Origin of the sequence: Saccharopolyspora soli (assembly GCF_022678645.1) — a bacterium.
GTDB classification, from domain to species: domain Bacteria; phylum Actinomycetota; class Actinomycetes; order Mycobacteriales; family Pseudonocardiaceae; genus Saccharopolyspora; species Saccharopolyspora soli.
In genome coordinates, this window is sequence record NZ_JALBWV010000023.1 from 20,647 (window position 1) to 44,928 (window position 24,282).

Here is a 24,282-nt window from a genome sequence, read left to right on the forward strand (position 1 = left end):
GTAGACACCGTCCCTAGTGGACCTCCACCTCTCGAACAGGAAGGGCCACCAGTGCCTTTTCGATCGCATCGATCACTTCGAGCGGGGTGTGGCTGAGCGGGTCGCGCAACTCGCGGCCGGGGGTCCACCGGGTGGTGCGGCGGAAGGCAGCGGCTCGTGCGGGATCGATCGAGCTCATCGCTGCCATCACGGCCTGGTACGCCTCGACGTCGTCGACGATGGTGGCGAGATCGCTTCCGAGGCCCAGTTCGGTGCGGGTGCGGCGTCGCCGGGGGTGGCGCTCGGTCCAGATGTGGGTTCCACTGCCCACCTCGTGTTCCACCCCGGAGGGCAACCGCACCAGCGCACGGGTGTTGGGCGGCACCTCGACGTGGAACCGCACCAGGTCGTTGTCCCGCGACCACCCGGACGAAGCCCGCCCGTACGGTGTCTCGTGCCAGGCCGACGCGTCGTCCAGCGCGTCGAGCAGCGTCGGGACGACACGGATGCGACGGTAGCCCGCTTCCAGCGGCGCGAGACCAGCGACGGCCCGGTGCAGCCAGTCCGCGACCGCGCCGAGCGCGTAGTGGTTGAACGACGTCATCTGACCGGGGTTGATCGAGCCGTCCTCCAGCATCGAGTCCCACCGTTCCCAGACGGTGGTAGCGCCCATCGTCACGGGGTAGAGCCACGAGGGGCACTCGGTCTGGACCAGCAATCGCGACGCCGCATCTGCATGTCCGGTCGCCGTCAGCGCTTCACAGATGATCGGAGTGCCGACGAAACCGGTGGCGATGTGGTAGCCATAGGCCCGGACTAGGTGTCGCAGCCGCTCCCCCATCGCCTCCTGCTGGTCGCCCGCCACGAGACCGAAGACGATCGCGAGGGCATAAGCCGTCGGTGCGTCCGACATCATGCGGCCCCGGGCCGTGATGTACGTGCTGCGGAACGCATCGGCGATCTTCGCCGCGAGATCGCCGTACCGAAGCGCCTCGTCCTCGCGGCCCAGCAACCTCGCGGCCTTCGCGGTGAGGTCGGCAGAGCGGTAGTAGTAAGCCGTCGCAACCAGCCCGGCGTCCGCTTTGGCCTGACCGGGCTGGTCAGGGGGAGCGTCCGGGTCGAGCCAGTCGCCGAACTGGAAGCCGCCCTCCCAAAGCGAGCTGCCACCCGTCCGATCGGTCACCGTGTCCACCCACGCCGCCATGGCCTCGAAACAGGCTGGTAGCGCATCCCGGTCGCCGAAGCGTTCGCGCAGCACGGTGGGTACCACGGTGATCGCATCGCCCCAGGCCGCGACCGGCTGGAGCTGTCCCGGCACCTGAGGGATGACCGCCGGAACCACCATCGGGACGACCCCGTTCGCCGCTCGCTGCTCGGCAACGACGTCCTCCAACCACGAGCGAAGGAATGCGTCGCAGTCGTACAGGAACGAAGCGGTTGGCGCGAACACCTGGATGTCGCCGGTCCATCCGAGGCGCTCGTCGCGCTGCGGGCAGTCCGTCGGGATCGACAGGAAGTTCCCGCGCATCCCCCAAACGACGTTGTCGTGAAAACGCTGCAGCAACGCGTGCGAGGTGGAAAAGCCTCCGGTACGCGGCATGTCCGTGTGGACGACCGCGGCCGAAACAGCCGACGGCGAGAAATCGCCTGGCCAGTTCTGGATTTCGACGTACCGGAAGCCGTGAAACGTCCAACGCGGCTCCCACGTCTCCTCCCCAGCACCGCTGAGGATGTAGTGGTCCGTGGCGGCGGCGTTGCGCAGCGGACGCGTTCCCAGTTCGCCGTCCTCCAGCACCTCGGCGTGGCGCAACGTGATCTTGTGCCCGCGTGGCCCCGAGACGGTAAATCTGACCCAGCCGACCAAGTTCTGCCCGAAGTCGAGCACGGTCTTGCCGGACGGTGTCGTGAGCACCTGTGCCACCGCTCGACGTTCGATCACGCGAACAGGTGGGGCCGAACGGGGCTCGGGCCGCACGTCCGGGACATCGACGAGCACCGCTGGGCGCCAGGTGTCCTCGCCTGGACGCGCCCAGTCCGGATCGTGCAGCCGCGCGTCGTAGGTCTCGCCCTGGTAGATGCTTGCCGCCACGACAGGCCCGCGCGCCCAGCGCCAATCCTCGCCAGTGGCCACTGTGGCTGTGGTGCCGTCGTCGTACTCGATCACCAGCTGCGCCGCAGCTGCCGGGCTGCCCTCGTAGAACCTCCGCGCACGGTCGCGAAACCCGAACGCCTCGGTGTACCAGCCACCGGCCAGCTCGATCCCAATGGTGTTGGTCCCCTGCCTGAGGTGCTTGGTCACGTCGTTGACGTCGAGCAGGAGCCGCCACTGATAGCTCGTCCAGCCGGGCTTCAGCACCGCCTCATCGAAGGCATCGCCGTTGAGGCGAACGTCGTAGGCTCCGAACGCGGTCGCGTACAGGAAAGCCCGACGGACACCACCGCGCACCTCGAACGCAGTGCGCAGCAGGTGCGGTTCGGCCGAACCGGACCCGACGAACCGCGCGCACCACTCCGACTCGTCGAGGAAACCTGCCGTCACCTCGGACGGTTCACTCCACGGCGAGAGCGATCCGTCCGTTCCATGGACCCGCACCCGGACGGTGGCTGTCTCCCGTGGTCGCAGCGGACGGAACGGCCACTCGACGGAAACCGATTCATCCCCATCGATCGACACGGTCGTGCGCGTATTCGCAGTGACGAGCTCGACCTCGGCCCTCGCTTGAAGCCAGGCATCCCTGCGCGACAACGTCTTCCACGACAGCCTCGGACACGAGGTCGGCACGAATGGTTCATCGGACAAACCGACGCGCGGGGGATGGACGGTGACGAGGGGGGCGCTCGTCATCAGAGAACCTCCTTTGTGGCCGCAGCAGCGGCCTTGGGCGAGCTCGCGGGCACGCGATCGGAGCCCGCGCGCAGTCGGCGGATGATCATCATGCCGACGAACCCGGACACCACTGCGAATACTGTCAGCAGGTAGTAGAGGCCAGCCGGACTCCACGCGATCAGCGCGGGCGTGACGAGGGCGAAGGCGGCGGCGATGAACCGGGCGACGGCGATCGTGAAGCCCTGCACCGTCGCGCGAGCGTTCACCGGGAACGACTCCTGGGTCCAGATCTTGTACAGCGCCTCGCCGACGAAGGGAAAGGCGATGTTGTAGAGAACCAGGGCGGCGATCATCACCGGAAGCAGGACACCGCCTGTGATGGCGATGAGCAGATGGCAGAACGCGAAGATCAGCACTCCGGCCGCGAAGAACCGGCTGCGCCACTTCGTGTCCGCGATGCGGGTGAAGACGATCGTGCCTGCCAGACCGATCAGAGTGGTTCCGAACGACAGCCCCGTCGCCACGGTCTGCGTCGTGCCGCCGACCGTGACGAGGAAGTAGGTCTTGAACGAACCGAACGTGTTGGCCACGAGCGTGAAGAACAGGTAGAAGAGCGCGGTGAGCACGATCAGGAGGAGCGAAGTCCGGTTCCGCAGCAGAGCCCCGAGCGGCAACGCCTTGGCCGGATCCACTCCGGCCGTCGTGTACCGGGCCATCGCCTCGTTCTCAAGCTGGTGGAATGGCGGGTAGAAGGCGCGGAAGAAGAACGTCGCGACCGCGAGCACTGCCAGCAGACCGAAGATCAGGCTGATACCGGACACGCCCATCCCCGAGACCACGAATCCCAGCAGCGTCGCCAGCACCACGCCGACGGTCCACATCACGTGCGTGAAGGCAACGAGTCGCCCCTGCGTCCCCTCCGGAGCACGTTCGGACAGCACCGCGATCGAGGTCGGCAGATCGGCTCCGGCGGCAACGCCGAGCACGATCACACCGGCCACCAACACCGGCGCGCCAGGAGCCAGGGCAACTGCCACGGCCGCTGCCGCGAACAGCAAGATCGTCAGCGAGAACATCCGCCCCCGGCCGAGCAGATCGGCCAACCGGCCACCGGTCAGCGATCCGACCGCGATGAACAGCGTCAGGGCCGATCCGAGGACCCCGATCGTCCACACGTCGAGGTCATATGCCTCCTTCCACACCGCCAGGCCCAAGCCCACGGAGATGATCGCGCCAGCATCCAGCAGCGACGCCATCCCCGCGGCGACTGCGAGGATCCAGTGCCTGGGTTCAAGCCCAGCAGGTGCCTCGGCGGTGTTCTCGGCCATGAGGTCTCCTTCTTCGTCGAAGCAGCTCGGTGACACGTTTTACCTCGGTTGCGGAAGGCATCACACCATGCGACCTCACTAGACCGTCAAGAGAGCGATGCGAAATTGGTAAAACGTTTCAATACGAGCCAACCTAGCGCACTCCGCAGCAAGTGTCACTGCTGGACTGAGGACGCCCGCACGACCAGTTCCGGAGAGAACTCGATCTGCGGGCGTGACAGACCGCTGCCGTCGTGGACGCCACCCGCGGTGAGCGCGTCGATCTCGGTGAAGAGCAGGTCCGCGACGGCGGTGCCCAGCTCGGCATGGGGAGTCCGGACGGTGGTCAGGGGCACGATCGTGGACCGGGCGAACTCGATGTCGTCGTAACCGACGATGGCGATGTCGGCAGGCACGCGTATGACGTTGGCCGACACGAACGCCTGGATGACACCGATGGCCAGCAGGTCGTTGGCGCAGAACAACGCGTCAGGACGCTCGGTCGACGGTCGGTGCGCCAGCGCGTCCGCACAGGCGACACCTGCCTCGACGGTGCGCTCGGGCACCGGAAGGACCTCGAGTTTGACACCGGGAGCCGAGTGGACCGCCGACAGGGCGCCGTTGAGCCGGTCGGCCACCTGTTTCAGCTGTAGCGACGAGGAGACGAAGCCGATGTGCTTTCGCCCCTGCTCGATGAGGTGTTCCGCCGCCAGCTTGCCACCGGCGACGTGGTCGATCGACACGGACGCCTGTGCGGGCGACTCGGCGCGCCGGGCGCTGAGCACGCTCGCGATGCCGAAAGCCCGCATGCGGGCCAGCTCGTCCTCGACGTTGCCGACCGGAGCGATGATGACGCCGCTGACCTGCTGCTTGGCGAACAGCTGCAGATAGGTTCGTTCCCGCTGCTCAGACCCGGTGTCATTGGCCATCAGCATGTACATGCCCTCGGCGGACACCCGCTTCTCGATCGCCGCGGCGATCTCGGGAGTAGTGGCACCTGCGAGCTCGAAGGCGATGTAGCCGATGACCGGATTCACTCCGGTTCGGAGGGTTCGCGCAGCATCGTTGGGCACGAACCCGAGCGTGTCCACCGCCTGCTGGATCCGCTGCCTCGTCTCCTCGGACAACTTCCGCGGCTTGTGGAAGTAGTTCGACACCGACGCCGGGGAGACCCTCGCCAACTCTGCGACGTCGCGAATGGTGACCCTGTTCAGCCGACTCTTCCTCTCACCACACGTGCCGCTGCCCTCCACTTCCATCCTAGTGCAGAGATCGCGAACCACGGTCCGCTCATCGAGCGCGACCGCAGCCGCGCACGCTTCCGGTTTTGGACAAACGCTTGCCCTTCGGCCCAGCGTGTCCCTTAAGATCTCGCTTCTGCCGCCACGGCACAGCTCGCCCGCGCGATTCCGGGCACCCCCGACAGCAGACCTCCGCTCAAAGTAGAGAGAGGCCGCAAAATTGAAACGATTTACTCATGCGAGAGCCCCTTGGCTCCGCCGCTGGGCAACGGTCGCGGTTCTCGCGGCCATCACCCCGACGATCGCCGCTACGCCTGGTCAGGCGTTCACGCACCCGATCAGTGCGCCGGGCCTGGACACGTCAGCCTGGAAGTCCTACGTTCTCGGACCGTCGACGCCCGACGTGCACCCGGTCCGAGCGGAAGGACGAGGCGACGTCACGCACCCCCAGTCCCTGACGGGGACCCCTGGTCCGGCAACGACCCTCACGACCACAGCGGGTGGCACGCCAGCGTCCGTCCTCCTCGACTTCGGCCAGGAGATCGGAGGTACGCCGTACCTCGATCTCAGCCGGGTCACCGGCTCCCCGACCCTCACGTTGGTCACCGCCGAAGCGCGGCAGTACATCCGCACGCCCGCCTCGACGACGAGCTCTGCCGCGGCGCCGGCCGGTTCGACGCAAATCCCGCTGACGTCCACGGAGAACATCGAGGCCGGTAATACGATCACGTTCACGCCCGAAGCGGACGAACCAGTCACTCGGACCATCACAGGCTTCGACGCGTCAGCGCGGACCGTGACTGTCCAGCCCGCGCTGACGTCCGATCTCGCCGCGGGCACGATGGTTTCGACGTCGCCGGGGGCACCGAGTTCGGATGAGTCTCGTGGCCTGGCTGGCGTCGGCGGGCCCGATACCTTCCAGCCGTCCGGCCCAGGACGGCAGACCGGCGGATTCCACGGCGGTTTCAGATTCGCACTGCTCACCGTCTCGTCCCCCGGAAGCATCACGCTGTCCTCGGCAGGCGTGAACTTCCAGGCATTCCGCGCGACGTCGGCCGACTACCGCGGTTGGTTCCTCTCCAGCGACGACCAGCTCAACCGGATGTGGTACTCCGGCGCCTACACGGTGCAGATGAATCTCAAGGCGCCCGGCCTCAACGGTCTCCCTGACTCGCGCATCTACGACGGCGCCAAACGCGACCGCAGCATCTGGACCGGCGACCTGCTCGTCCAGATCCCCACACTCCTCACCAGCCTCGGGGATGCCGGGGCACCGTACGTGAAATCGTCACTGGACGCGTTGCTGGCGACCCAACGGGCAGACGGCGCGTTCCCCGGGTCACCGGACTTCTCAAAACGCACCTCCCCCACCGGTTCTCCCCTGTTCTATTCGAACAACTACTCCGGGTACGGGGCTCGTGCGTTCATCGACTACTTCCGCTACACCGGGGACAGGGCCTACATCACCGCCGCACTTCCCGCGCTGCGCAAGGAACTGGCGTACAACGACAGCTTCCTCAACGCCGACAACCTCGTGGTCTCCAACGACCGCGACTACTGGCAGTCGACGCAGACCGGTGAAGTCACCAAGTACAGCATCGACTACTACATTCTCCTGCGAGAGATGTCCTGGCTTGAACGCACCGTCGGCTCCAGCACCCTGGCCGATGGCTACGACGCCAAGGCCGACTCCATCAAAGCCGCGGTCACCAGCAAACTCTGGAACCCGAAGCTGGGAGCCTACGGGCAAAGCAGCACCAACCCGGACGTCCTCGTCGAGGACGCGAACTCCCTGGCGCTCCAGTACGGTTTCGTGCCACCCGAGAAGCAAGCGAGTGTCCTCGCAGCACTGGAGAAGCTTTGGAATCCGCACGGCGCCATCATGGGCCCCGGTCTGCAGGACCCCACCGGTCACACCATCGAGCCCTTCGCCAACGGAATGGAGACAGCCAGCCGTTTCTCCGCCGGTGACACCAATGGCGCGCTGGATCTCATGCGACGCACCTGGGGGCCGATGATCGACGAGAAGAACCCGCTCTACACGGGCACTTTCTGGGAATTCAAGAACAGCACCGGCGGCGTCAACCGCGCGACAGCCAGCCTCGCGCACGGGTGGTCGGCCGCTCCGAGCGTGCAGCTGACCGAGCAGCTTCTCGGAATTGCACCCGTCGGCCCCGGCTACCAGTCCTGGAGCATCACGCCGCGGCCCGGCGCTGTTCGCTGGACAGCCGGTGCCGTCCCGACCGCCTATGGAACCATCAAGGCGCAGTGGACTTCCGACCCGCGATCCGGACAGTTCACGCTCACCGCGCAGACACCCGCGCACACCACAGGAACGATCGCGGTCCCGGCTGACCGCGATTCGACGATCACCGTCAACGGTCACACCGAATGGCAAGGCGGCAAGGCGCTCGGATCCCGAGCGAAATCGTCCGATGACTACGTGATCCTGACCGTGCCCGGCGGCACATATGAGATCACTGCAACCCAGCGCTGACGCAGAACCCCCTCTCCAAAACGATGTGGGCCGCTGCCGACAACACCTTCCGCGACGGCCCACATCGCAAGCGTCGCCCCAGCATTCCGCTCGACCTCACCGGTGGTGCCGCGGGTTCCGTCACACCCCAATCGTCGCTTGGCGGACCGTTTTTCCGACGGGTGAACTCCGGCTTTTCCTCGGCCGCCAGCTCAGTCGAGGGCGAGTCCGCTGGTTTCCGGTGCCCAGGCCAGTGACACGACCGCGCCCACGGCCAGGATCGCGGTCAGGGCCACCATCGTGGGAGAGAAGCCGAGGGAATCGAAGCTGATGGGCAGCAGGAAGGTGCCGATCGCGGAGCCGATCCGGCTCAGCCCGTTGAGCAACCCGACGCCGGAACTGCGCAGTTCGGTGGGGAACAACTCGGGCGGGTACACCTGGTCGAGGTTGGACGACGCCGACATCGTGAAGGTGAACACGAGGAACAGCGGGAACAAGAGCGCAGTAGGTGCGTCCGGCCAGATGCCGATCGGCGCCAGGGACAACGCCATCACGACAAACGAGCCGATGGTCAGTCCGCGCCGGGAGAGCTTCGCGACGAGCCACAGCCCACCGATGCCGCCCAGCAGCAGGAAGAGGTTGAGCAGCGCATCGCCCAGGAACTCGTCGCCGTCCAGGTTGATCTTCGCCAGCACCAGCGGCAGGAACGTGTAGATCGCGAAGTACGGGATGACCTGGCAGTTGTAGAACAGGACACCGAAGGCGGTGTTGCGCCAATGGCGCGAACCGAACAGCTCCCGGTAGCTCTCGCGGCGCTCGTGCACGTGCTGAGCGGCGAACGCGTCGAAGTCGACCTGCGCTCCGATGAAGCGGGTTACCACGGCCCTGGCCTCGTGCAGCCGCCCCTTGCTGACCAACCAGCGCGGCGACTCGGGAGTGCCGATCCGCACCAGCAGGACCACGATCGCGGGTAGCGCGCTGCTCAGCAGCAGCCACCGCCAGGCGTCGCCGCCGAACCCGGCGAGGTAGTTACCGAAGAAGAAGGCCGCGATGTAACCGACCGTCCACATCGCCGTGAGCGAGGCCAGCAGCCCACCGCGATACCGGCGCGGCACGAACTCGGCGACCAGCGTTGGGCCGAGCGCGTAGTCGGCACCGATCCCGAATCCGATCAGCAGCCGCAGCACGAACAACTCCATCGCCCCGGTGACGAAGAACTGCAGCACCGATGCGACGGCGATGAGCAGGAAGTCCAGCATGTAGAGGCGCTGGCGGCCCATCCGGTCCGCCGCCCAACCGACCGCCGTGCTGCCGAGGAAGATGCCGATCAGTGCGGAGGCGCCGAGCAGGCCCTGCCAGGCCGAGCCCAGGGCGAGTTGCGGGGCGATCAGGGTCAGCGCGATCCCGATGATCCCCAACTGGTAGCCGTCGGAGAAGTTCGCGCCGAAGGTCAACGCGGTGATCTTGAGGTGGAAGCGGTTCAGCGCGACGTCGTCGAACGCCGCTGCCTCAGTCGTCGAGGAAGAGTTGCTGGTCTGCCGCGTACTGCTCAAAGTTCTCCAATCGTCGCCGCGCGGAGGCTCCCGCGGCATCGGCCATCGCTTCGAGCAATGAGGTCGACAGCGACATCACTGCCGCGTGCGAATCGAAGACGAGTCCCTCCCCCACTGCGGCGGCGAGCACGTCATCGGCATCGGGGGTCAGCGCGGAGACGGTCTTGTCCGTCACCAGCACGGTGCGCAGCCCCAAGTCGCGGGCCTGCACCATGGCGCGTTGCGTCTCACGCGGATACCTCGGCATCGCGAACACGATCGCGGCATCGGCACCGCACTGGCGCGCATGGCGCAGTTGGTCGCCGATGATGCTCCCGCCCGAGGTCAGCAGGCGCACATCGGGATGGATCTTCGCGGCGAGGTAGCCGAACAGAGCAGCCAGCGGGGCGGAGACCCGCAAACCCAGCACCACCAAGGGAGTGGACGCCGCCAGCAACGCGCCAGCCGCGCGCAGGCCGCTCTCGTCGGCGAGTTCGGCGCGCAACCTGGCGAGGTTGTTCACGTCCTCGTCGATGCCCGACTGGAGCTTGGAGCCCCGCACGTGTTGGTCCGCGGCGGGCTCGGAGCCCGCTTGGCGCAGGTACCGCCGGAAGTGCCCGTAACCGTCGAAGCCGAGCAGCGCGACGAACCTCGTCACGGACGGCTGGCTCACCGCCGCGGCTTCGGCGAGCTCGACGCTGGTCAGGTAGGCGGCGGTCGCAGCGTTCGCCAACAGGTACGCGGCGATTCGGCGCTGGGCCGGGGTCAGCCGGTGCTCGGTGAACAGCTCTTGCAGCCGACCGTGCAATCCGGGCACCGCCCTTGCCAACGCGATGAATGGGGAGTTTCATGCAGCATCAGATCTGAATGAATGATTGTCAAGAGGGGCCATGTCAGATACCAGCAGGGTTCGCATCGACGGCGAGGGGTTGCGCTGCGCGGACGTCGTGCGGGTAGCTCGACGCAGCGCATCGGTGAAGTTGAACCCGGACGCCGTGCGCCGCGCCGAGAGCACCTACCGCCTCGCGCTGGACATCGGAGCCAAGCGGGCGGTCTACGGGAGGACCACCGGCGTCGGTGCCAACCGGCACGCCATCGTCGACGCCGACTCCGCCGACGAACACGGGCTCCGATTGCTTCGCAGCCACGCCGGAGGTACCGGAGAACAGCTTCCCGACGCGATCGTGCGCGCCACGCTGGTGATCCGGCTCAACCAGCTCGCCGCGGCTGGCAGCGGCGTGCACCCGCGGCTGCTGCGCGCGCTGGAGACCGCGCTGCGCGTCGGTGCCGTGCCGCTGGTGCACTCCCGTGGCGCTATCGGGACCGGCGACCTCAGCGCGCTCGCCGAGATCGGGTTGACCATCGCTGGCCAACGCCCGTGGCACGTCGGATCGCTCGACCCGGTGCCGATCAGTCCCGGTGACGCACTCGCTTTCATCTCCAGCAATGCCGCGACGCTGGCCGAATCGGTACTCGCCTGGCACGACCTGAGACGACTGCTGCACGCCAGCCACGTGATCGCCGCGTTGTCCTTCTGCGCCCTCGGCGGCTCCCCGGAAGCGTTCTCCGAGCAGGTGCACGAGGCGCGACCACATCCGGGCTCGGTGCGCTGCGCGTCCGAGGTGCGTCGAATCCTGGGCCTGGACGTGGATCCGCCGGAAGGACGGCGGTTGCAGGATCCGTTCGGGCTGCGCGCCTACCCGCAAGTGCACGGTCCAGCACTGGACGCCGCGGATGCCCTTGACCGGGTGCTGTCCATCGATCTCAACGCCGCCGCCGAGAACCCGCTCATCCACGTCGACAGCGAGCGGGTGTACCACCACGGCCAGTTCTCCACCGCATACCTGGCGCTGTCGCTGGACAGCCTGCGCGCCGCGCTGCACCACGTCGCCGAGCTGTCCGCGGCGCGGTTGAGCGACCTCGTGGAACCGGAACTAACCGGCCTCACGCCGTTCCTGTCCTCCGGCCCGCCGGGCAGCTCGGGGATCATGATCCTGGAGTACGTCGCGCACGACGCGCTCGGCCAACTCCGCCACGCGGCAGCTCCGGTGACGCTGGGGACCGCGGTGATCTCGCGCGGGCTCGAAGACCACGCGAGCTTTTCCACCCAAGCCGCACGCAGCACCTCGGCGGCCATCACCGCCTATCGCACGGTGCTCGGCTGCGAACTGCTCGGGGCTGTTCGCGCGTTGCGGCTCGCTGGCACCGAGTTGCCGGACGCCCCGGTCGCCCGAGCCTTCGCGCGCGCGTCCCGCCAACTACCCATGATCGAGGAGGACCACCCGCTGAGCGGCGAAATCGCGCAGGCGGAGCAGATCATCGACGAATTCGCCGACTACTGACCGGAATTCAGCGCCGCAGCGCCGCACCCGCCAGCGCGATCGCGGCGGTGCGCAACCGGCCTCGGTCGCGCCGGGCTGGCTGACGTCAGTTGAGCACTTGATCAACGAAGCTGTGCAAGGCTTGGAAGAAGACGATAGGCGCATGCAGGACAGCCTTGGCCCCGTCGTCGAGAGCGGAAAGAACCCCGTTGACCCCGTTGGCGGCACGGGACGGGTCCTGCGCGATGACCACCGCGACCACGACCACGGCGACGAGGAACGCAGCGAACACCAACCCGACTACGCGCAGCCAGAAACGCAACCGCTTGACGAGCTTCTTCGCTCTAGCTTGAACGTTCTTCGCGGTATCTTGAACCTTCGCCATGAGACCTCCCGCTCAGTACGTGCTCACTGTCGGCTTCGCGATCCAGAAGGTTGGGCCAGCTAGTCGTCAAGTTGACCACTCCGCGGGAAGCTGTCGCCGGGACCAGGCACGCATTCCGAATGGAAGGACTCATTGCCACGCAACGAACATCCAGCTTGTTCTGCTGCCGGAAGGCAATGCGATATGCAAGTGTGCCCGGAGGGGTGCGCCTCGATACTCCTGCACCAGGAGCTCCGGCGCCGCACGGCGCCGGAGCTACCCGACCGAGTTGCGCTACTACGCGGTGCCGCATTCCACTGGCAACTCAGCCATTCGAAAGCCCGGCTACATGATCAACGTAGCTTGACGATCCACCAGTGCACACCATCCGCAGCAGACCTCGTCGAGGCTGACTACAAGCGGATGGCTTTCTTGTTCATGAATTCTTCGATGCCGAGCGGACCGAGTTCCCGGCCCATACCGGAGCGCTTGATGCCTCCGAACGGCAGGTCGGCCACGGATCCACCTGACTTGTTCAGGTACACCATGCCCGCCTCGATCCGGTCGGCGACGCGGCGCCCCCGGTCCGGGTCGGTGCCGAACACGCTGGCGCCCAACCCGAACGGCGAATCGTTGGCGATCGCGATCGCCTCATCCTCGGTCTCCGCGCGGAAAACCATGACGACCGGACCGAAGATCTCCTCGTAGTAGGCGTTCATCTCCGGTGTCACATCGGTCAGGACGGTGGCTTCCAGGTAGGCGCCAGGCCCGATTCGGTTTCCACCGGTGCGCAGCGTCGCGCCCTGCCGCACCGCGGTCTCGACTTGAGCGGCTACCTCGTCGGCCGCTGCGATGGACGCCAGCGGCGGCAACGTCGTCGCGGGGTCCGCAGGGTCGCCGGGCACGTAGTACTCCGCGACGCGTTTGGTCAGCCGATCGACGAATTCCTCGTAGATGTCGGCCATCACGATCATCCGCTTCGGCGCGTTGCACGACTGGCCGCAGTTGCGCATCCGGGCCGTGGCGGTGGCCTTGACGGTCTCATCCATGTCGTCGGTGTCCAGCACGATCAGCGGGTCGGATCCGCCCAACTCCAGGACACATCTCTTCAGGTTCTTCCCCGCCTCGGCGGCGACGGAGATGCCTGCTTGCTCGCTGCCGGTCAGCGACACACCCTTGATGCGCGGGTCCGCGAGCACCCACGGGATTTGCTTGCTGGACGCGAAGACGTTCACGTACGCGTCCTCGGGCACTCCAGCGTCGTGCAGTATCTCCTCGATCGCGGCCGCCGACCGCGGGCAGATCGAGGCGTGCTTGAGCAGGATCGTGTTGCCGAGCACGAGGTTCGGCGCCACGAATCTGGCGACCTGGTAGCACGGGAAGTTCCACGGCATGACGCCGAGCAGCGCGCCGATCGGCTCCTTGGCGATGGCCGCCTTGCCGCTCTTGAGCGCCAGTGGCTCGTCCGCCAGCAGCGCCGGACCGTTGTTCGCGTAGTACTCGAAGATGTCGACGACGACGCCGACCTCGCCGAGGCCTTCGTTGATCCGCTTGCCCATCTCCAACGTCATGATCGCGGCAAGGTCTTCAGCCCGTTCGGAGAACAACTCCGCCGCGCGCAACACGATCTCCGCGCGTTCAGCGACCGGCCGACGCCGCCACGATGAGTACCCGCGGTGGACGCGATCGATCGCTGCCCGAACCTCCTCGTCGGTCGTGTTCGCCAGCTCCTCGATCAGTTCACCCGTGGCTGGGTCAGTGACTGAGTACATGAGTGCGTGAGCCTCCGTCCCTTCGGTACGGCGCCTGAGGCAACACCATCAGCCGCGAGTGTATACTGCATACACTCGCCGCGTCGAGATCAAGCACCAGCCCGACCGGCAACCGCACGAGACCGGAAGTCGCAGCGAGCCCGGCACCTCAATGGTCTGGACCACAAAGAACGCTGGCGGCGAAGGTCTCGTAGCGCTGCGAGCAGGACGATTCCGCTCGAACCAGTCCGCGATGAGCGCGGCTGTCGTACTGTGGTCGGCGTTCCGAAAATCGATCTTCGGGAGCGGTGGTTGCGCAAGCTGATACGCCGGGCGCGATCCAGGGCCGACTACACGTGGTTCATGGCCGTCCGCGAATGGCCCGTTCTGGTGTCGGCCCTCGGCGTACTGCTCGGCGCGATCACCATCCTGCCCAGCGCCGTGGGCATCGTGGTGTCGATCATCGCCTTGGTGCTCGGCACCGCCACCTTCATACGTGACCTGCACAACCTGCGGAAGCGGTGGTCCTCCTACGAGTTCTCGCTGATCGCCGCGCCGTTCCCGCACCAGGAGATCCCCGCTCCAGCCGCCTACCCAAAGGCGGAGTACAGCTACCTGCCCAACCGCGGCACCGCGCTGCACGGCGACGAGATCGACCGGACCTTGCAGGAGCGGACCTTCACCGTGCGGCTGGCCGACGAGCCCTACCGGTTACCGCCGGTCCTGCGCGCCACCGCCCCGCACGTACTTCCCATCCGCGCTCGGGGACGGCTGCTGTTCAACGGCCCCGTGGTGGGCATGCACTCCGACCCGCTGCCCGGCGTCGGAAGCGCCGAGATCCATCTGCACCGCACCCGTTTCTTCGACTTCCAGTGCTCCAACGAGCTGTGCGCGATGCGCATCACCAACCGCGAGACAGGTGAGGACTTCGACCCGCGTCGGCGGCTCCTAGCCGACGCCTCCGGCCGGATCCGCACCCTGGCCGCCAGCGAACTCGCAGATGTGGTGGGAATTTCCACGTTGGCGATCACGACCGATGGTCGGCTGTTGCTGGTGAGCCAGTCCGATCGCAACACGGCCAGCCCGCTGCTGCTGGCGCCGTCCGGAAGCGGCTCGCTGGAACCGCGCGACCTCGTTCAGCCCAGCGGTGGCGTTCGCAGCACGCTGGACGACGTCCTGCGAACGGGCATGGAACGCGAACTTCGCGAGGAAACCGGTCTGAGCCCGGATTCCGTTGCGGGCACCAGGATAACGGGGTTCGCACGCTGGCTGGAGCGCGGCGCCAAACCGGAGTTCTTCGGTCTGACCGCGCTTTCGGTGTCGAGCGACGAAGCCCGCCACACGGCACCACGAGGCGCGGAACGCCTGTACAGCTCCGATGTCACCGCTCTGGAAATTGACTTCAGTGCGCTGGGCGGAGAACTCCGCGCCGGTGCCCACATCCTCGACGCCCCGAGCCTCCCGGACACGGCACGAGACGTCGGTTCGCTCCCGCTCATGCTCGCCATCCGCGCCGCAGCGCTCCACCAACTCCACGAATCACCTGCGACCTAACTCGCGTTGCGTTAGGGCGTGTCTCCCACATCGGGTAGGCCACGCGGTGTCCCGTCTCATCGAAGGCGGCGCAGCCTCACTGAATCTGGCGAGATTCAACGACCGGATGCGAACCGGCCCAGCGCGTCACCAACTCATGTCACGCGAGACCTCGACCCGCGCGGCGATGACATCCGGGGTCTCGGTGAACAGCACGCGCCACTATGGTGGACCGATGGCGTCGGTCAAGCAGTTCCAAGTCACCTTCGACTGCGCAGAACCTGAGCGCGTCGCTCGTTTCTGGTGCGAGGTGTTGGGGTACGTCGTACCGCCGCCACCGGAGGGGTTTGCTACTTGGGACGATTTCGATCGCTCGCTGCCGCCTGAGCGTCAGGGTTCAGCGTTCGCCTGCATTGATCCCTCAGGTGTGGGCCCGCGACTGTTCTTCCAGCGCGTCCCCGAAGGCAAGGGCGTCAAGAATCGGCTGCATCTTGACGTGCGGGTCGGCACCGGGCTCGTGGGTGAACAGCGCCTCGCCACACTCGAGGCCGAGTGCGCACGACTGGTCGCGCTCGGCGCGGTACGCGTGCGACTACTGCGTGCCGATGGGGTCAACGAGTCGTGCATCGTGATGCAGGACATCGAAGGCAACGAGTTCTGCCTCGACTGAGGGGCCGCGAACGTGTCTTCGTTCTGTCCCCATGGACCAGGACGAAGAACCGCCCCCGACCTGTCAGGGCGCTGTGGCGCAGACGCCGGATCACGCAGCGCGCCTCACCGCGCACATGGGAGGATACGCCCTAGTTGTCGTCGCGGGCGCGGCGGCGTTCCAGGAAGACTGTGTCGCGCCAGGCGCTTTGGTGTTGGGCGATGCGTTCGCGGAGGCCGACGGTGCGGTATCCGGCGGAGTAGTGCAGGGCGAGGCTGGCGCGGTTCTCCGGGAAAATCGAGGTTTGCAGGGTCCACAGACCGCCGGTGTCAGCCGCGGTGACCTGCTTGTGCAGCAGCGCTTTGCCCACGCCGCGGCCGCGGAAGCCTTCGCCGACGTAGACCGAGGTTTCGCCGACTCCGGCGTAGCATTCCCGGTTGGACACCGGGGCGACGGCGGCCCAACCGGCGATCTCGCCGTCGATTTCGGCGACCCAGCGGTGCTTCGGAATCCACTTGGCTTCCAGGCTTTTCCGGGTTGGTACCTCGGTTTCGAAGGTGGCGTTGCCGGTGGCGATGCCCTCGGCGTAGATCCGCCGCACCGCAGACCAGTCCTCGGAGCGCAGTGCGCGGACGGTGACGTCATCGGGCAGGTCGGTCGGGCAGCGGGGGCGGGCCAACATGCCCATCACGGCCTCCGCGGCGTGCGGCAGCCCGGTGCAGCAGGCGGTGTTCACCGAGACTCTGGTGGCGGTTCCCCGCTTGGACAGCACCATGAACCCGACGTCGGCGAGCTTGCGCAGGTGGTGGGAGCAGGTGGACTGGCTGATGCCCAACTGCTCGGTCAAGGCCCCCACGGTGGTCGAGCCCGCGGCGGCCACGGCGTGCAGGAGTCGGACGCGCATGGGTTCGGCGAGGCAGGCGAACCATTCGGCGTAGGTCGCCGCGGTCTCGGCCGACAGCAGCTGCGTTTCGGGCGTCTCGGGAGCCGTCGTCGTCATGCCACGAGTATCGACACGAATCGATGGTTGCGTCAATCGATCCGCGTCGATACATTCACGTCGTCTTGATCGAGCCTCATCGAAGCCGAGGTCATCCGGTCATGACCGCGGCCCACACCCGGCGCCGATACCAAGCAGGTCTCCTCAGAGGGCGCAGCAGGTGTTTTCGGGTGGGGTGTGCAGGTTGGTCAGGGTGATCCACACCACTTTCGCGGCTGCTGGCGCGACTGCGCTTGACCATGCCGCTGCGGCACAGTTTCGACTGGTATCCATCGACGGAGGTGACGGTTGTGGCGTGGAGTACTCGTGAGATCGCCGAGCTCGCTGGCACGAGCCTGCGGGCGGTGCGGCACTACCACGAGGTCGGGCTGCTCGACGAGCCCGAGCGGCGCGCCAACGGCTACAAGCAGTACGGGGTCGCCCACCTCGTCCGCCTGCTGCGCATCAAGCGCCTGACCGACCTCGGGTTCTCCCTGTCCCAGATCGCCGCCATGGGCGACGCCGACGACCACCCGGAGGAAGCCCTGCGCACCCTCGACGCCGAACTCGCCGCCACCATCGAACGACTTCAACGGGTCCGCGTCGAACTCGGCCTCATCCTGCGCCAATCCGCGCCAACCGACCTCCCACCCGAATTCGCCCCAGCCGCCGCCAAAGCGGAACTGTCCGACGCCGACCGCTCATTCGTCGTCGTCCTGACCAGAGTCCTCGGCCCCCGAGGACTGCAGGCATACGCCGACATGCTGCAGAACTTCCCCGCCCACCCCGCGGCGTCCGAGTTCGACGACCTGCCCGCCGACGCCGACGAACAGACCCGCCAGGACGTGGCCGAGCGCTTGGCCGACTACGTCCGCGCGCTCTACGCACAGCACCCCGGGCTGCGGGACATCGACGCCGACGCTCCGGGAGGCTCGCACTTCGCCTCGCGAACGCTCAGCAAGGCCCTCCAGGACCTCTACAGCCCCGCCCAGATCGACGTCCTGCGCCGCCTGCCGCCACTCCTCCGCGAAACACCACGCGCCAACCCCGCCTGACCGCAAGGAAACGACATGAATCAACCACTGCCGCCAGCGCCTCGCACGCCGACGCGGACGGCTTCCTCGACATGGCTGCCATTGCGCGCAGCGTGCGACGTCAGCCTTCATGAGCAGGGAGGTCAGACCCCGACCCGGAAGCTTCGTTGTTCCTCGCGCACCCGGTATCGGTAGCGCAACGGGGACTCTCCCACCTCGCGTTTGAACGCATTGCTGAAAGCACTTTCCGAGGAGTACCCCAGTTCCACCGCAAGTGATCCGACGCCCACGTCGCCGTCCCGGAGAGCGCGCTGCGCCAGCAGCATCCGCCAGGTTGAGGTAGGCCAGCGGCGGCATGCCTGCCACCATCCGGAAGCGTTCGGCGAACGACGTCCGCGACATCGCCGCGGCACGCGCCAACTCCTCCAGCCGCCAGGCTCTTCCCGGTTCGGTGTGCATCAGGGTCAGCGCCGGACGCAGTCGTTCGTCGGTCAGCACCCGTAGCCATCCCGAGGGCAGTTGTGCCTGCTCGACATAGGCCCGCAGCACTTCGAGCAGCAGGAGCTGGCCATGCTGCCGGATCGCGAACGCCGAGCCGATCCGGTTACCGGCCACCTCGTCTAACAGCCGGTCAAGACTGCCGCGCAGGTTGGTCGCGGTGGCGGCCGAGGCCCGGACGTGTCCGACCGGCGGGAGCGCCTGCAGCAGCAGTGCCTGACCGGCCGGGTTGAGGTCGACGCGGCCGCCGATGACGACGTCGTCGGTACCGCTGTCGGCTCCGATGAGGCGAGTGGCGGGATCGTTCTCCTCGGGGATGATCTCGCGGGGCGGGCCGTCGCCGGTGCCGCCACCGAGCTCCAGCCACGACCGGTTGTTCAGGATCGCGACGTCGCCCGCCTCAAGCTCGATCGGACCGTCGATGCCGTCGGTGGTCAGCCGGGCCCGGCCGCACACCACCGCGATGAGCTTCAGCGGGTCCTGCACGACGGCACTCGACACCCACGGGCCCCGCACCGCGAACCCGCCGGTCAGGAGTCCGCGGATCTCAACGAGGTCGAACACCTCGGACAGTTGATCGACCATGTTCGTACTATCGCGCAAGAAATGCGGACTCACAACTATTCAGAGTACGGACGGCTGGCCGCAGTCTGACACCATGACTCAGAACACGGCGCACCAGCAACGCCCCATCGGATCCGGCTTCACCGCCGCATCGACCGCCGACGAGGTGCTCCAGGGCATCGACCTGTCCTGCACCAACGTCGTCATCACCGGGGGCCACCACGGGATCGGCCTGGAGACCACCCGTGCACTCAGCAAGGCTGGCGCATCCGTCACCGTGGCCGCGCGCAACCCGGACCGCGCCGCTTCCGCGCTGGCCGGGATCGAGCGTGTCGAGACCAGTCAGCTGGACCTCCTCGACCCGGCCTCGATCGACGCCTTCGCGGCCCGCTACCTCGACTCCGGCCGCCCGCTCCACATCCTCATCAACAACGCTGGCATCATGGGCGGCGACTTGGTCCGGGACGCTCGCGGCTACGAAGCGCAATTCGCGACCAACCATCTCGGCCACTTCCAGCTGACCCTGGGCTTGCTGCCCGCGCTGCGCGCCGCGCACGGTGCCAGAGTCGTCAACTTGACCTCCGGTGGCAACCGCCTGTCCGACATCCGCTGGGACGACCCGCACTTCACCACCGGCTACGACGCCATGGGCTTGCTCGGATACGGCCAATCCAAGACCGCCAACGTCCTGTTCGCGGTCGAGCTGGACCGTCGATGGGCCGAAGACGGAATCCGCGGCTACGCCGTGCACCCAGGCATCGTGCAAGGCACGAACCTCGGGCCCTGGCTGGCCGAGGGCGAGGAGCGGACGCCTTGGCTGAGCGACGACGAACTGCGGGCCATGGGACTGATCGACGATTCCGGTCGGCAGATCATCGATCCCGACCGCGAGATGAAGACGCCGCAACAAGGGGCCAGCACCAGCGTGTTCGCCGCGACCAGCCCGCTGCTCGCCGAGATCGGCGGTGTCTACCTGAAGGACAACGACATCTCACCGCTGGACACCCCGAAACCCATCAACTTCGGTGCCGAGCAAGACATCCCGTCCGACGTCGTACCGCACGCGATCGACCCGGAATCGGCAAAACAGCTCTGGGAGCTGAGCGAGCGACTGCTCAATGCGTAAAACCTCGCCGCCATCACGACGCGAAGCGCTGAGCGAGTCAGCAGGTCGTCGAACGGGGCGTATCCGGATGCATCGCACTCGGATACGCCCGAACCTTTTCGACGCCGGATGAATTGTCAAGTCCCGTAGATCGCATCGATGTTTGCTGGCGTATTCCTCCGGGTACGCCGCGCCCGACCCGAAAGGGCCCAAACCTCCGGTCGGCTGTCTCCCGACGAGAAACCGCAGTCGTGTTGGATGCCACCAAGGAGCAGAAGATGACCACACAGCACGCGCAGAGCGTTGAATGCCGATCATTCGACGAACCAGACGAGGTCCGCGAGTTCGAACACGGGCGCATCGAGGTGCTGAACATGGCGGGCGGCGCCATCGGACGCTTGGTGCTGCACCCCGGCTGGCAATGGAGCCAGCACGTCAAGCCCATCGTCGGCACCGAATGGTGCGAAGCCCCGCACTTCCAATATCACGTCGGCGGAACGATCCATGTCCAGATGTCCGACGGCACCGAATTCGACGCGGGACCTGGCTCGGTCAGCTCCCTGCCGCAAGGCCACGACGCCTGGGTTGTCGGCAACGACGATGTGATCCTCATCGACTGGTATGCCGCCAGCGACTACGCGAAACAGGCTTGACGCTCCCGCGCAAGGCCGATCTGGCAACGAAAAATCTTCTGCGGACACGCCACCGAGGAAGTGCCTTCTGCTCAGCGGGAAATCTGGGGACATCATTGGCGTCCGAAAGAACTGCGCGGGCCGCATGGGGAAAGCGTCGGCCGACTGGATCGAGGGGCGTTCAGCGTCTTGAACGGACGGAGTGAAACGATATAAACCGCACCTTGGGAATCGTTGTGCCAAAGCGAAGAAGCGAAAACTTCGCGGAGGGCGGGCAAAACCCACGTTCCAGCAGTTCACGAGGTTCGGCCAGTTTCAGCCAGTCGTCTTGACGTCGGCGAAGCGTTCGCCATACGGTATGTTATTGAAACGATTCATCGAGTCGAATTGTCGCCCTTCTCGTGTCGACACCGTGATCGCTTCCCGCATCGACCGAACCAGGAGACCTGATGCCCCGAATCTGCTTCGTCCTGCAGGTCAAGCCGGATCGAATCGACGAGTACCGGGAACGGCACCGCCACGTGTGGTCGGAGATGCGCCGCGCGCTGTCCGAGGCCGGGTGGCAGAACTACTCGTTGTTCCTCCGCCCGGACGGGATGTTGATCGGCTACCTGGAATGCGAGGACTTCGAGGCTTGCCGGGCGGCGATGGCCGCCACGGAGGTCAACGCCCGCTGGCAGACCGAGATGAGCGAGTTCTTCACCGGGAACGGCGATTCCGCGCCGGACGCCGCCATGCAGCCGATCGAGGAGATCTTCCACCTCGACGGACGCTGACAGGCACCAGCCGACCCGATCGCTCGACCAGACCCGGCGGTGACCCCTGCCGCTGCTCGCGACCGTTCGCTGAGCTCCTGCAAATTCCACATCGGACGGGATCGCGATCGCTGCGTTGGGACGTCCGGCACATCAGTCGTGCCATCAGGCCGAAGGAGGAGCAGCAGGTCGATCGCGCCAGTCGGCCAACTGCCGGTGCGCTTCCTCGAGCGCGCGATAAACCTCCTGGTAAACGGCATACAGCGGCTGGAGACGGCTATGCGCCGTCTCGTGTGGCGTGAAAACGCGTTCAACCCGGACCGCAGTGGTAGCGGTCTCGATGTCGGGATACACGCCCGCGCTCACCGCACCCAACAGGGCGGCACCGAAACCGGCCGCGTCGGATACCCGTAGGCGGCGGATGGGACGGCCGAGCACGTCGGCGTGGATCTGGGCCCACAGGTCGCTGCGCGCTCCGCCGCCGACGAACGCGAGTGAATCGAATTCCCAGCCGACCGCGCTTTCCACGGCATCGAGCACCTGCCGGGCCGACATCGCGACGCCCTCCAGCACAGCCCTGGACATCTCCGCGCCGGACGTCGCGGAACTCAGACCGAGGAAGCTGCCCCGCACTTCGGAGTCCCACAGCGGTGCGCGCTGTCCCATCAGGTGGGGCGTGAAAACCACACCCGAAGATCCAGCCTCGACATGTTGTGCCTCCCGCAACACGGCTTCGATGCTGTCCCCGCGAACCTGGCTCCACCAGCGCAACGCGTCACCTGCGGCCCGGGTCGGCCCCGCGTGCACGTGCGCCCCCCAGAGCGGGGGAAGGCTGAGGATCCGACTGCTCTGCGCCGGACCCGAGGACACACCGGCGACAACCAGCGAAGTCCCGCAGGAGACCATCGCACGACCGGGCACCGCGGATCCGGACCCGACGATGTCACCGACGCTGTCGGTTGCTCCAGCCGATACCGTCGCCGCACCCGTGGTGACAGTTGTATCCGTCACTTCGCCCAAAGGTGCCGTGAGATCGTGGATGGGAGGGAGTCGGTCCGCTAGTCCGTCGACCAATCCGACGGCCTGCGGTACATACGAATTCCCGTCACGGTTGGTCAGCCGGACGACGGAAAGCTGGTCTGTCGCGATCTTTCCGGTCAGCTTCGCCACGACGAAGTCCTTCGGGCCGAGCATCCACCGCGTGCGTTGCCACTTCTCCGGCTGGTTTCGGTCAAACCATGCGGCACGCGCCGGTGCGAAGGACGCGTCGAAGGTCATCGGCCGACCCCAAGCGCGGATCTTCTCATCGACCGTGAATCCGGCGTCCTGCTCGATCGCGATTTCCCGGCACCGCTGATCCTGCCAGAGGATCGCTGGCGCGAGCGGCTGCAGGTGCTCGTCAACGAAGAGGTGGGTGTTGACCTGTCCGACGACACCGATCGAACGGACCTGGACCCCTGGCAGGTCCGAAATGACGGCTTCGATCCCGCGCACGCACCCGCGCCACCAGTCGAGCGCATCCTGTTCGGCCCAGCCCGAACGGGGGCGGGATACGGCGATGCCGGTCCGCTCGACTCGAATCAGTTGCCCCTGCGGGGAAAAAGCGGCGACCTTGACTGATGTCGTTCCTACGTCGACCCCGATGATCACGGCCGTCATGATCGATAGGCCTTCCGGACGAACTTACCGACCATCATCTGCCTCCAAGAACCAGTTGGACGCCGCCGTGGAGCCCGATGTCGGTGACCGGCCAGGTGCGAATCTCGCAGCGTGCACTGCGTGATCCTCCGCAAGGGAACTCCCCCAGGCCAGCCTTGCAGGTGGCCGTGTTGGGTGTTCCCCGCGGCCACTGACGCGTGCGCGAAAGGCCGGGGAATATCCCGTGGCGTGGCAGCGTCGTCACTTTTATTGAAGCCTCAACTATGGAGGGCGACGTGACCAGCATGCCCGTTGTCTACCTCAGCCACGGCTCCCCAAGACTGGCGGATGACCAGCGCTGGAAGGGCGAACTCACCGACTGGTCGGCAGAACTGCCGAGGCCAACGGCAATCCTGATCATCTCGGCCCACTGGGAGGAGGCACCGCTGACGCTCGGCGCGACCACCACCGCGCCGCTGGTGTACGACTTCTGGGGCTTCCCCGAGCGGTTCTACCAGGTCACCTACGAAGCACCCGGCGCGCCGCAGCTCGCCGCGAAGGTGCGCGGGCTGCTGCGGTCGACCGGTACGCCACTGCGCGACGACCCGGTGCGCGGACTGGACCACGGCGCGTACGTGCCGTTGGCCGAGATGTACCCGGACGCCGACATCCCGGTGCTGCAGATCTCCATGCCGACCCTCGCCCCCGAGGAGTTGCTGCGCCTGGGCGGTAAGCTCGCGCCGCTGCGCGACGAGGGCGTGTTGATCATCGGCAGCGGTTTCTTCACGCACAACCTGTCCGGCATGGACCGGTCGGACCGGGATGCCGCTGCCCAGGCGTGGTCGAGCGAGTTCGACGACTGGGGCCGCCGGGTAATTGCCGAGCGCGACGTCGACTCGCTGATCGACTTCGAGAACAAGGCCCCAGCCGCCCGGCTGGCACACCCGACGAGCGACCACCTCGTTCCGCTGTTCGTGTCCCTCGGCGCGAGCCTTGATCGAGGTGATCAACCCCGAGCGGTGATCGAAGGCTACTGGCACGGACTCGCGAAGCGGTCGGTCCAATTCGGCTGATGCACTGACTCGGGACGATCCGCT

The 24,282-nt window shown here is 66.6% G+C and carries 19 protein-coding genes and 1 pseudogene; 9 read left to right on the forward strand and 11 right to left on the reverse strand.

Going from position 1 to position 24,282, the window contains the following annotated elements; genetic code table 11:
* Positions 1 to 13: 13 nt before the first annotated feature.
* The 3 genes from MOQ72_RS18840 to MOQ72_RS18850 form a co-directional block, all read right to left on the reverse strand.
* Entirely contained in the window at positions 14 to 2,824 is a 2,811-nt protein-coding gene (locus MOQ72_RS18840; protein WP_277954313.1) for a family 78 glycoside hydrolase catalytic domain, read from the reverse strand.
* Entirely contained in the window at positions 2,824 to 4,134 is a 1,311-nt protein-coding gene (locus MOQ72_RS18845; RefSeq protein WP_242185108.1) for an MFS transporter, read from the reverse strand. The genes MOQ72_RS18840 and MOQ72_RS18845 overlap by 1 nt, the downstream gene beginning before the upstream one ends.
* A 155-nt stretch (positions 4,135 to 4,289) precedes the next feature.
* Complete coding sequence (locus tag MOQ72_RS18850; RefSeq protein ID WP_277954314.1) at positions 4,290 to 5,372, reverse strand: LacI family DNA-binding transcriptional regulator; 1,083 nt, start codon at positions 5,370 to 5,372, stop codon at positions 4,290 to 4,292.
* 580 nt (positions 5,373 to 5,952) lie between these two features.
* On the opposite strand from MOQ72_RS18850, the gene MOQ72_RS18855 reads away from it, so the two are divergent.
* Complete coding sequence (locus MOQ72_RS18855; RefSeq protein ID WP_242185110.1) at positions 5,953 to 7,851, forward strand: alpha-L-rhamnosidase-related protein; 1,899 nt, start codon at positions 5,953 to 5,955, stop codon at positions 7,849 to 7,851.
* Positions 7,852 to 8,042: 191 nt separating this feature from the next.
* On the opposite strand, the gene MOQ72_RS18860 is transcribed toward MOQ72_RS18855, so the two are convergent.
* Both MOQ72_RS18860 and MOQ72_RS18865 read right to left on the reverse strand, forming a co-directional pair.
* Positions 8,043 to 9,383 (reverse strand): MFS transporter, encoded by a 1,341-nt coding sequence (locus MOQ72_RS18860; RefSeq protein ID WP_242185111.1) that lies wholly within the window; start codon positions 9,381 to 9,383, stop codon positions 8,043 to 8,045.
* Positions 9,340 to 10,179: a MurR/RpiR family transcriptional regulator gene (locus MOQ72_RS18865; RefSeq protein WP_242185112.1), complete on the reverse strand. Its 840-nt coding sequence runs from the start codon at positions 10,177 to 10,179 to the stop codon at positions 9,340 to 9,342. The genes MOQ72_RS18860 and MOQ72_RS18865 overlap by 44 nt, the downstream gene beginning before the upstream one ends.
* 73 nt (positions 10,180 to 10,252) lie before the next feature.
* Here MOQ72_RS18865 and MOQ72_RS18870 point away from each other — a divergent pair, with 73 nt between their 5' ends.
* A complete protein-coding gene (locus MOQ72_RS18870; RefSeq protein ID WP_242185113.1) occupies positions 10,253 to 11,704 on the forward strand; it encodes an aromatic amino acid ammonia-lyase in 1,452 nt (483 codons plus the stop codon).
* 85 nt (positions 11,705 to 11,789) lie between these two features.
* Here MOQ72_RS18870 and MOQ72_RS18875 read toward each other — a convergent pair whose 3' ends face one another.
* Both MOQ72_RS18875 and MOQ72_RS18880 read right to left on the reverse strand, forming a co-directional pair.
* On the reverse strand, positions 11,790 to 12,068 hold the full coding sequence (locus MOQ72_RS18875; RefSeq protein WP_242185114.1) for a hypothetical protein: 279 nt from the start codon (positions 12,066 to 12,068) through the stop codon (positions 11,790 to 11,792).
* Positions 12,069 to 12,460: 392 nt separating this feature from the next.
* On the reverse strand, positions 12,461 to 13,819 hold the full coding sequence (locus tag MOQ72_RS18880; RefSeq protein WP_242185115.1) for an NAD-dependent succinate-semialdehyde dehydrogenase: 1,359 nt from the start codon (positions 13,817 to 13,819) through the stop codon (positions 12,461 to 12,463).
* 291 nt (positions 13,820 to 14,110) lie between these two features.
* Here MOQ72_RS18880 and MOQ72_RS18885 point away from each other — a divergent pair, with 291 nt between their 5' ends.
* Positions 14,111 to 15,352 carry an NUDIX hydrolase gene (locus MOQ72_RS18885; protein ID WP_242185116.1) on the forward strand — a complete coding sequence of 414 codons (1,242 nt, stop codon included), beginning with the start codon at positions 14,111 to 14,113 and terminating at the stop codon, positions 15,350 to 15,352.
* Positions 15,353 to 15,566: 214 nt separating this feature from the next.
* Positions 15,567 to 16,001, forward strand: coding sequence for a VOC family protein (locus MOQ72_RS18890; RefSeq protein WP_242185117.1), 435 nt, complete (start codon positions 15,567 to 15,569; stop codon positions 15,999 to 16,001).
* 130 nt (positions 16,002 to 16,131) lie between these two features.
* Here the strand turns inward: MOQ72_RS18890 and MOQ72_RS18895 are convergent, their stop codons facing one another.
* Positions 16,132 to 16,980 carry a helix-turn-helix domain-containing GNAT family N-acetyltransferase gene (locus MOQ72_RS18895; RefSeq protein ID WP_242185118.1) on the reverse strand — a complete coding sequence of 283 codons (849 nt, stop codon included), beginning with the start codon at positions 16,978 to 16,980 and terminating at the stop codon, positions 16,132 to 16,134.
* Between the two features lie 290 nt (positions 16,981 to 17,270).
* Between MOQ72_RS18895 and MOQ72_RS18900 the strand changes: the two genes are divergently transcribed.
* Positions 17,271 to 18,014 carry a MerR family transcriptional regulator gene (locus MOQ72_RS18900; protein WP_242185119.1) on the forward strand — a complete coding sequence of 248 codons (744 nt, stop codon included), beginning with the start codon at positions 17,271 to 17,273 and terminating at the stop codon, positions 18,012 to 18,014.
* A gap of 122 nt (positions 18,015 to 18,136) precedes the next feature.
* On the opposite strand, the gene MOQ72_RS45620 is transcribed toward MOQ72_RS18900, so the two are convergent.
* Positions 18,137 to 18,319: a helix-turn-helix domain-containing protein gene (locus MOQ72_RS45620; protein WP_372495458.1), complete on the reverse strand. Its 183-nt coding sequence runs from the start codon at positions 18,317 to 18,319 to the stop codon at positions 18,137 to 18,139.
* 262 nt (positions 18,320 to 18,581) lie between these two features.
* Positions 18,582 to 19,076 (reverse strand): annotated as a pseudogene (locus MOQ72_RS45625) (cupin domain-containing protein); the annotation flags it as partial.
* A 73-nt stretch (positions 19,077 to 19,149) separates the two neighbouring features.
* Between MOQ72_RS45625 and MOQ72_RS18910 the strand changes: the two are divergent.
* The 3 genes from MOQ72_RS18910 (at position 19,150) to MOQ72_RS18920 (ending at position 21,568) form a co-directional block, all read left to right on the forward strand.
* Positions 19,150 to 20,181 (forward strand): SDR family NAD(P)-dependent oxidoreductase, encoded by a 1,032-nt coding sequence (locus tag MOQ72_RS18910; protein WP_242185121.1) that lies wholly within the window; start codon positions 19,150 to 19,152, stop codon positions 20,179 to 20,181.
* A 230-nt stretch (positions 20,182 to 20,411) separates the two neighbouring features.
* On the forward strand, positions 20,412 to 20,813 hold the full coding sequence (locus MOQ72_RS18915) for a cupin domain-containing protein (protein ID WP_242185122.1): 402 nt from the start codon (positions 20,412 to 20,414) through the stop codon (positions 20,811 to 20,813).
* A 428-nt stretch (positions 20,814 to 21,241) separates the two neighbouring features.
* Complete coding sequence (locus MOQ72_RS18920; protein ID WP_242185123.1) at positions 21,242 to 21,568, forward strand: L-rhamnose mutarotase; 327 nt, start codon at positions 21,242 to 21,244, stop codon at positions 21,566 to 21,568.
* Between the two features lie 144 nt (positions 21,569 to 21,712).
* Here MOQ72_RS18920 and MOQ72_RS18925 read toward each other — a convergent pair whose 3' ends face one another.
* Positions 21,713 to 23,206 (reverse strand): FGGY family carbohydrate kinase, encoded by a 1,494-nt coding sequence (locus MOQ72_RS18925; protein ID WP_242185124.1) that lies wholly within the window; start codon positions 23,204 to 23,206, stop codon positions 21,713 to 21,715.
* Positions 23,207 to 23,490: 284 nt separating this feature from the next.
* Here MOQ72_RS18925 and MOQ72_RS18930 point away from each other — a divergent pair, with 284 nt between their 5' ends.
* Complete coding sequence (locus tag MOQ72_RS18930; RefSeq protein ID WP_242185234.1) at positions 23,491 to 24,258, forward strand: dioxygenase family protein; 768 nt, start codon at positions 23,491 to 23,493, stop codon at positions 24,256 to 24,258.
* Positions 24,259 to 24,282: the final 24 nt, after the last annotated feature.

What these genes read in the sequence shown, in the direction of transcription:
- MOQ72_RS18840 (WP_277954313.1), bottom strand. Translation starts at nt 2,824, where the DNA reads ATGACGAGCGCCCCCCTCGTCACCGTCCATCCCCCGCGCGTCGGTTTG.
- MOQ72_RS18845 (WP_242185108.1), bottom strand. Translation starts at nt 4,134, where the DNA reads ATGGCCGAGAACACCGCCGAGGCACCTGCTGGGCTTGAACCCAGGCAC.
- MOQ72_RS18850 (WP_277954314.1), bottom strand. Translation starts at nt 5,372, where the DNA reads ATGGAAGTGGAGGGCAGCGGCACGTGTGGTGAGAGGAAGAGTCGGCTG.
- MOQ72_RS18870 (WP_242185113.1), top strand. Translation starts at nt 10,253, where the DNA reads ATGTCAGATACCAGCAGGGTTCGCATCGACGGCGAGGGGTTGCGCTGC.
- MOQ72_RS18875 (WP_242185114.1), bottom strand. Translation starts at nt 12,068, where the DNA reads ATGGCGAAGGTTCAAGATACCGCGAAGAACGTTCAAGCTAGAGCGAAG.
- MOQ72_RS18880 (WP_242185115.1), bottom strand. Translation starts at nt 13,819, where the DNA reads ATGTACTCAGTCACTGACCCAGCCACGGGTGAACTGATCGAGGAGCTG.
- MOQ72_RS18890 (WP_242185117.1), top strand. Translation starts at nt 15,567, where the DNA reads ATGGCGTCGGTCAAGCAGTTCCAAGTCACCTTCGACTGCGCAGAACCT.
- MOQ72_RS18895 (WP_242185118.1), bottom strand. Translation starts at nt 16,980, where the DNA reads ATGACGACGACGGCTCCCGAGACGCCCGAAACGCAGCTGCTGTCGGCC.
- MOQ72_RS45620 (WP_372495458.1), bottom strand. Translation starts at nt 18,319, where the DNA reads ATGCTGCTGGCGCAGCGCGCTCTCCGGGACGGCGACGTGGGCGTCGGA.
- MOQ72_RS18910 (WP_242185121.1), top strand. Translation starts at nt 19,150, where the DNA reads ATGACTCAGAACACGGCGCACCAGCAACGCCCCATCGGATCCGGCTTC.
- MOQ72_RS18920 (WP_242185123.1), top strand. Translation starts at nt 21,242, where the DNA reads ATGCCCCGAATCTGCTTCGTCCTGCAGGTCAAGCCGGATCGAATCGAC.
- MOQ72_RS18925 (WP_242185124.1), bottom strand. Translation starts at nt 23,206, where the DNA reads ATGACGGCCGTGATCATCGGGGTCGACGTAGGAACGACATCAGTCAAG.
- MOQ72_RS18930 (WP_242185234.1), top strand. Translation starts at nt 23,491, where the DNA reads ATGCCCGTTGTCTACCTCAGCCACGGCTCCCCAAGACTGGCGGATGAC.